The organism is Leptolyngbya sp. FACHB-711 (genome assembly GCF_014695615.1).
Classification (GTDB): Bacteria; Cyanobacteriota; Cyanobacteriia; order Elainellales; family Elainellaceae; genus Leptolyngbya_A.
The window spans coordinates 1-7,153 of sequence record NZ_JACJOR010000513.1 but is presented as its reverse complement, the minus strand read 5'-3'; the positions used below and the strand labels follow the sequence as shown (position 1 = coordinate 7,153).

The 7,153-nt window shown below is 52.3% G+C and carries 8 protein-coding genes; 5 read left to right on the top strand and 3 right to left on the bottom strand.

Translation table 11 applies throughout. The features are described from left to right. Nucleotides 1–695: hypothetical protein (locus H6F80_RS24820; RefSeq protein ID WP_206755112.1), on the top strand; the 695-nt coding region annotated here is incomplete at its 5' end. A gap of 14 nt (nucleotides 696–709) precedes the next feature. Here the strand turns inward: H6F80_RS24820 and ald are convergent. Continuing rightward, nucleotides 710–1,798: an alanine dehydrogenase gene (ald, locus tag H6F80_RS24815; protein WP_190794188.1), complete on the bottom strand. Its 1,089-nt coding sequence runs from the start codon at nucleotides 1,796–1,798 to the stop codon at nucleotides 710–712. A 230-nt stretch (nucleotides 1,799–2,028) separates the two neighbouring features. On the opposite strand from ald, the gene H6F80_RS24810 reads away from it, so the two are divergent. From H6F80_RS24810 to infC, 4 genes are all read left to right on the top strand, one after another. Beyond that, complete coding sequence (locus tag H6F80_RS24810; protein WP_190794187.1) at nucleotides 2,029–3,180, top strand: succinate--CoA ligase subunit beta; 1,152 nt, start codon at nucleotides 2,029–2,031, stop codon at nucleotides 3,178–3,180. 10 nt (nucleotides 3,181–3,190) lie between these two features. Then, a complete protein-coding gene (locus tag H6F80_RS24805) occupies nucleotides 3,191–4,084 on the top strand; it encodes a succinate--CoA ligase subunit alpha (protein ID WP_190794186.1) in 894 nt (297 codons plus the stop codon). A gap of 50 nt (nucleotides 4,085–4,134) precedes the next feature. Continuing rightward, nucleotides 4,135–4,566, top strand: coding sequence for a hypothetical protein (locus H6F80_RS24800; RefSeq protein ID WP_190794185.1), 432 nt, complete (start codon nucleotides 4,135–4,137; stop codon nucleotides 4,564–4,566). Between the two features lie 360 nt (nucleotides 4,567–4,926). Then, a complete protein-coding gene (gene infC, locus H6F80_RS24795; RefSeq protein ID WP_190794190.1) occupies nucleotides 4,927–5,415 on the top strand; it encodes a translation initiation factor IF-3 in 489 nt (162 codons plus the stop codon). A 164-nt stretch (nucleotides 5,416–5,579) separates the two neighbouring features. Here the strand turns inward: infC and rbp are convergent, their stop codons facing one another. Together rbp and murD are read right to left on the bottom strand one after the other, a co-directional pair. Beyond that, complete coding sequence (rbp, locus tag H6F80_RS24790; RefSeq protein ID WP_190794184.1) at nucleotides 5,580–5,882, bottom strand: RNA-binding regulator; 303 nt, start codon at nucleotides 5,880–5,882, stop codon at nucleotides 5,580–5,582. A 175-nt stretch (nucleotides 5,883–6,057) separates the two neighbouring features. Then, a partial coding sequence (gene murD, locus H6F80_RS24785) for a UDP-N-acetylmuramoyl-L-alanine--D-glutamate ligase (RefSeq protein WP_190794183.1) occupies nucleotides 6,058–7,153 on the bottom strand: 1,096 nt, incomplete at its 5' end.

Sequence of the window (7,153 nt, the reverse complement as noted above, 5' to 3'; positions counted from 1 at the left end):
AGCTAGGAGGACACAGTATGAATTACAAACAATCTGCTGTCCTGCTGCTTGCCGGAGCGAGTTTTGCCAGCCTGAGTAGCTGTTCTATCCTGGAAAATTCGCTCCAGGGCGGTCAAGCTTTTAATATTGCCGCTGCCAGTACGCCCGAAGCCAGCCCGCCTCCTAGCGCCGAAGACCGCCCTGCAACCCGAATTATGGCGATTCACGTTGGTGGACGAATGGCAGAAGTTGAGCTAACCCTGCTAAACCAGCCAAGCTTGCCCTTTACAACCTACTTCCCCGCCAAAGACTTTAAGCCCCAATCGATTGCTTCCCAGGCGGGGACAGGAATTCGGCTAGTCTATAGTCCTCAGGGCAAACCCCGATCGAATACCTATGTCGATATCGTGCAGCCGCAGCAAAAAGCAACGCTGGATCAGCTCCGCGATTATGTGCTCGACCCGCAGGGCTTGCTGGCAAAAAATCAGTGGCAGTTGGTCGATCGCACCAACATCGTTAGCTATCCCTGGGTAAAAGAGAAGCTAATCTACCGTCAGCAAACCCCAAACGGCACGATCGAAGGGGCAGTGTATCTTGGTGAAACTGAAGGGCAGGCATTCTATCTGATGACACACTACCCCGAAAGGGAAATCAGCCGCTTTGAGTCGCTGGGGACGATCGCCCTGGAAAATTTGCAGTTTCGCGACGAAGATTAGCTTGCGCTGGCGGTCTACGCTGCTAGGTCGGTAAACACTTGTCGCACTGCCGGATGCACCAACTTGTGAGCGTTCACGTTGAGTCCCTGTGCTAGGCTGCGATCGCTATCCAGTGCCTTGATGCCTTCGTGTGCCAGCTTCATCACATAGGGGAAGGTGCTGTTGTTGAGTGCCTGGGTTGCTGTCCAGGGAACGGCTCCAGGCATATTGGGCACCCCGTAGTGAACCACGCCTGCTTCCACATAGATCGGATGGGTATGCGAAGTCGGGTGCAGCGTTTCAATACAGCCGCCCTGATCGACTGCCACATCGACAATCACCGAACCGGGACACATTTTTTCTACCAGCGCACGGTTCACTAAGATCGGGGCACGCCGACCGGGAACGAGAACGGCTCCCACAAGCAAATCCGCATCGGGAACGACGGCTTCCACTTGAGGCGCGTTGCTGTAGAGCAGTTCGACTCTGGAGCCAAAGATTGTTTCCAGATACGCCAGCCGCTCCAGGCTGATGTCAAGAATCTGCACCTGTGCGCCCATGCCGATCGCCATTCTTGCTGCTTCGGTGCCCACCACGCCGCCGCCAAGCACAACCACCTTTCCCGGACGCACTCCCGGAACCCCGCCCAGCAGAACGCCCCGTCCGCCCTGCTGTCGCTCCAAATATCGTGCGCCAAACTGTACCGAAAGCCGCCCAGCAATAATGCTCATGGGCGTGAGCAAGGGCAAACTGTGATTCGGCAGCTCAACGGTTTCATAGGCGATCGCCGTAATCCCCGAATCGATTAAATGCTCGGTTAAAGCCCGATTTGCTGCCAAATGCAGGTAGGTAAACAAAAGCTTTCCTTTTTGCAGGAACTCATATTCCGATGAAAGCGGCTCTTTGACTTTCACCACCATTTCGCGGTTCCAGGCATCAGCAGCCGTGGAGACGATCGACGCCCCTGCCTGCTCGTAGTCTGCGTCTGAAAATCCTGCGCCGAGGCCTGCCTGGGTTTCGACATGAACCTTGTGACCCTGATCGGTTAATCCGCGAATGCTGTTCGGATTTAGCCCTACCCGGAATTCCTGATCTTTGACTTCCTTGGGTACACCGATTTCCATTGCCACCTTACCCCAATGATTGAAACTCTTTATCCTAGTCATAACGTATTGCCCTGGTTGTTTGCTTGCTGCTGAAGGGTGAATTCCCCCAGGGGACAGATTCTTTTGTTTTGCAGTCTTAGCTGCATCCAGACTGGAGCTTAGCGGGTAAGCTCAATAGATAAGCCTTTTTGTGCTGCTGTCGTTTATCGTGGTGGGGTGCATTGTCCAATTCCCGCCAGTAGGTTTCTATGGAGTTGTTAGAGTACCAGGCAAAAGAGCTATTTCGGCAAATGGGCATTCCGGTGCTGCCGTCTCAGCGCATTTGTCAGCTTCAGGACATCAAGCAGCTCACGATTCCCTATCCGGTGGTGCTGAAATCCCAGGTGTACACCGGAGGACGGGGAAAAGCGGGAGGTATCCGGTTTGTTGAAAATACGATCGATGCCATTGCCGCTGCTCAGATGATTTTTCACCTGCCAATCATGGGAAAATACCCCGAAGTGCTGCTGGCAGAGGCAAAGTATGATGCCGATCGCGAGTTTTACCTGGCAGTCGTGCTAGATGGCTCGGAGCGGCGTCCGGTGTTGCTGGGGTCGCAGCAGGGCGGCATCGAAATCGAGTCGCAGTTCGATCGGCTGCATCAAGTCATTGTCGATCAGGAGTTTTCGCCCTACTATGCGCGGCGATTGGCAATCCGCATGGGATTAAAAGGGGATTTGATTCAAGCAGTAAGCGCGATCGTGGAAAAGATGTATCGGCTATTTGCCACCTGCGATTTGGATTTAGTAGAAATCAATCCGCTGGCGGTGAGCCCTTCGGGCAAGCTGATGGCGTTAGACGGCAAAGTAACGGTCAACGACACGGCGTTAGGCAGACAGGCGTTGCTGTCCGAGTTTACCCATCCGCTGCTGCTCCAGGGAAAGGCGGCACAATCGCAAACTTCCCCGATCGCCAGGGTTGATCTTGCAGGCAATATCGGCGTTTTGTGCAACGGGGCGGGGCTAACGATGGCAACGCTCGATTTGCTCTATAAAGCCAAGGGCAGGCCGGGCGCATTTGTAGATGTAGGGGGTGAATATCGGCAGAGCTGCCCGACTTCAACCCTGGAATCACGGATTCAGCAAGGACTCGATTTGCTGTTTGAATCCCATGACATCCAGGTAATTTTGGTGAATCTCCTGGGCAGCAGACTTTCCTGTGCTGAGATTGCAGCGCTCATTGCCGCACAGGTTCAACAGCGAGGCAAGTATCGATCGCTGCCGCCGATCGTAGTGCGATGTGTGGGAGAGGAGCTAGCGCAAGCCAAAACGACTCTAGAGTCGATCGGGATTCTTGCCACAGACTATCTCGATGCTGCCATTACCGAAACGCTGAGCCTGCTTCCGGTAAAACAAATTTAAGACAACGCGAATGAACTTTACTGCTGAAAGCAAAATTTTAATTCAGGGCATTTCTGAGCCGCTAGGGGCGATTTATACGCCGCTGATGCAGGCTTATGGAACACAAATCGTGGCGGGAGTCAGTCCGGGAGGCGGGGGCAAGCCGATCGCCGATATTCCTGTTTTTGATCTGGTCGAGCAGGCGATCGCCAAAGTGGGGCGAATTGATACCAGCGTCATTTTTGTGCCGCCCTATGAGGTAATGGATGCTGCCCTGGAAGCGATCGCCGCTCAGATTCGCCAGATCATTATCATCACTGAAGGCGTGCCGCCGCTGGACATGGTACGGGTGCTACGAAAGGCAGAAGCGACCGAAACCCTGGTCGTCGGCTCTAATTGCCCCGGAATTATCGTGCCGGGACAGCTTTTATTGGGCATTCATCCGCCGGAGTTTTACCTGCCGGGCAAGGTAGGACTGATCAGCCGCAGCGGTACACTCACCTATGAAATCGCCCTAGAACTTACCCGCGCCGGACTAGGACAATCGATCGCAATTGGTATTGGCGGCGATCGCATCCTGAGTTCGTCGTTTCAGCAATGGCTGCAAATTCTGGAAGAAGACGATCAGACCGAGGCGATCGTGCTGGTCGGAGAAATTGGCGGTGACAGTGAGGAAAGTGCAGCTCGCTACATTGCAGAAGTGATTGATAAACCCGTGGTGGCGTTTCTGGCGGGTTACAGTGCGCCCCAAGGACAGTTCCAGGGTCATGCGGGGGCGATCGTCGCGTCTCGGATTGCCGGGTTAGGAGCAGACATTGGCTCAGCCCAAAGCAAGCTGGAGGCATTCAAACGTGCCCAAGTTCCGGTTGCCGATCGCCCGTCTCAAATTCCCGATCTGGTGAAGAAGGTACTGGAACAAGTGTGAGGCGCCGTCCATCAGATCACTTAGAAGGTTAATCTTGATTCGAGGACAGCATGACCAAGCAAGCAACGCGGGAATATGGGGCAGCGGCGATCGGCAGCATAGTGGGAACGTTTCTATTTTCTGCGATCGGCTTTGGCATCGTCCGGGCTGGGCTGGGCTTGCTGGCATCTTGGCTCTCGTTTGGCTTAGAGGTTGTCCTGCCTGCTGCGCTGTTGGTAGGTTTGTGCAGTTGGGTTGGGGTAGTTTGTGGCAGTTGGTTTGGACTAAAACGGGTCAATGCTGCCTTAATTGGGCAAACAATCTATATCCAAGCCGGACTGGTTGTTCTTTGCTACGCAGCCTTGATCGCGCTACAGGTTGCCAGTCAGGGACAAGCTAACCTCCTGGTTGCCTGGACGGTTTTGGTCGCGCTTTCAGCCTTGGTCTCGCGGGGAATTGCGATCTGGGTCGATACCAAGAAATTGCGCTCTAAGAGGCAGTGATGCTTTGATTCTTCTCGATTGGCTGCACTGCCCCTGGAGGCTGTTTGAAGAGTCGCAAAGGTTTTACATCGCCCCCTAAATCCCTCCACACGGGTGGGGCCTTTGAACCCTGAATGGTTTGAACACTGGATTAGAAGAGGTTTTCGCTAGAATTGGGAGGCTAGGGAAGTGTTCGGGGGACGGCTTTAGCTTTCCAAACAGCTTCTCACATTCTCCAACCTTCCTTCTGAACATAACGGCAGCGATACAGGAATCAACAATCAGTTATTCAGGCTGCTGAAACTTAATACCATTTCAATTCTTTTTTCGTTACCCTGGTATTATCAGCAAAAGCAAACATCCACATTTTAGAGGACAAGGATTATCGCTACAAAACAGCTTATCAATCGGCAGATTAAAACTGCTCAAGTGCTTCTAATTGACCATGAGAACAACAATCGTGGTTTGACCGATACCTACGAAGCTCTGAAGCTTGCCGAGAGTGCGGATCTTGATTTAGTCGTTGTTTCCGACAATAAAGAGATTCCGGTCGCAAAAATTCTGGACTACGGCAAGCATCAATATCAGCAGAAGAAACGGCAGAATGCCAGTGCTAAAACGACTGTTAAAGAAGTAAGACTGCGTCCCAACATCGGTGAATCCGATTACAGCCTGAGAATCGATCGAGCGATTGATTGGCTTAAAAAAGGAGATTCCGTTAAATTTCAGGTGCGTCTCCGAGGACGCGAACATCAAAACCGTGACCGGGCAACTGACTTGCTAGACCGGATCATTGCTGACTTGGCTCAAGCAGGTAAGGTTCAATCGCTTGATAAACGATCGCTGATTGTGCATCTTATTCCGGGCTGAAGTGGTATAAGTTAATCTAATCAAAAAAAGGGTTCAGGCATTTCTGTCCGAACCCTTTAGTTATATTTAGTTTTTGTAGGAGTAATCCCTGATCCTTCAGGGATTACTCTGCTTTAACGCTTACAAGCTAATCTAGCCAAGCTTCAACAAAAACTTGCTTCTATTTAGTAGCTACGTGAATAGCCACCGCCTCTGCGTCCACCACCAGACGAACCACCACGATCTTCACGGGGCTTCGCTTTGTTGACTTTCAGATCGCGACCCATCCACTCTGCGCCGTCAAGGGCTTCGATCGCAGCAGTTTCTTCATTGTCTTCACTCATTTCGACAAAGCCAAAGCCGCGCATACGACCTGTTTCACGATCAATCGGGAGCTGAACGCGCTTGACTGACCCGTACTCTGCGAACACAGAGGTTAGATCAGTTTCTGTAACCTCATAGGATAGGTTACCTACATAAATTGACATAGATTTTCTCCAAAATAGAATGTCTGTGGAGAGTCAAATTTCGGAGAGAAATCTGTCAGTGAAAAAACGTGAAAACTCGCTAATACTAGAAACAAATGCTTCAACCGAATATCTAATGCTCTCTAAAACACAGTATAGCACTAATCTAAGCATCTGACTGCTGAGGAAAGCGATGCTACAGTGCCAGACAAAGCTGCCGAAAATGGTCGCCGCGCTGCTCAAAGTTAGCGTACTGATCGAAGCTGGCACAGGCAGGAGAAAGCAAAACAACCTTCGCGTGCTGCTGCTGCCCTAACTCCGCCGATCGCTGTACTGCCCGTTCCATTGTTTCGACGATTTCACAGGACGAATAGCCAATTTGCTGAAGTCGAGCGGCAAAGGCAGGAGCCGCAGTGCCAATCAGCAGTACAACCGCCGCTTTTTGCTGGATTAAATTAAGCCACTGCCGATCGTCCCCGGCTTTTGCTTCGCCGCCTGCAATTAAAATGACCGGAGCCTGGACTGCGGCTAGCCCAACCTCAGCTGCGTCATAATTCGTGGCTTTGCTGTCGTTGATAAAATCAATGCCCTGCCAGGTGCAGATTTGCTCCAACCGATGGGAAACACCCGGAAAAGTGCGAATCGCGGTTTCGATCATCGCGGTTTCAATGCCTGCCAGTCGCGCTGCCAGCACTGCCATCAGCAAATTCTGCTGGTTGTGATCGCCCACCATACGAAGCGCAGAAACGGGAATGATCGGTTCTCCCTGCACGATCGCCCAGCCTTCTTCAATGTATGCACCATGATTGGGATTGCCGGGGAGATTCGCTTTGCCAGATACGCTGGTCCAGTACGCCTCCTGCCACTGGGAAGCGGCTTGTCTCAGATAGGGATCGTCGCCGTTCAAAATTTGATAGCGAGACTGGTGCAGCAGGTGCGCCTTAATGCTGTAGTAGTTTTCCAGCGTTTTGTGGCGGCTGAGATGATCGGGGGTAAGGGTCGTCCAGACTCCGATTGTAGGCGCGACTCCGGCAGAAGATTCGATCTGGTAGCTGCTGAGTTCGGCGATGATCCAGTCTGGTGGTTCAGCGACAAGGGCAAGTTCACAGGCAGGATAGCCAATGTTGCCGCAGGCAGGGGCGTTGATTCCAGCAGTTTGAAAAATGGCAGCAATCAGGGCTGTGGTAGTCGTTTTGCCGTTGGTTCCGGTGATGGCAACCCAGGGGCGATCGCGTAAGGCTCTCCATGCCAGCTCGATTTCGCCGATCGTTTCTATGACTAAATTTCGTGGC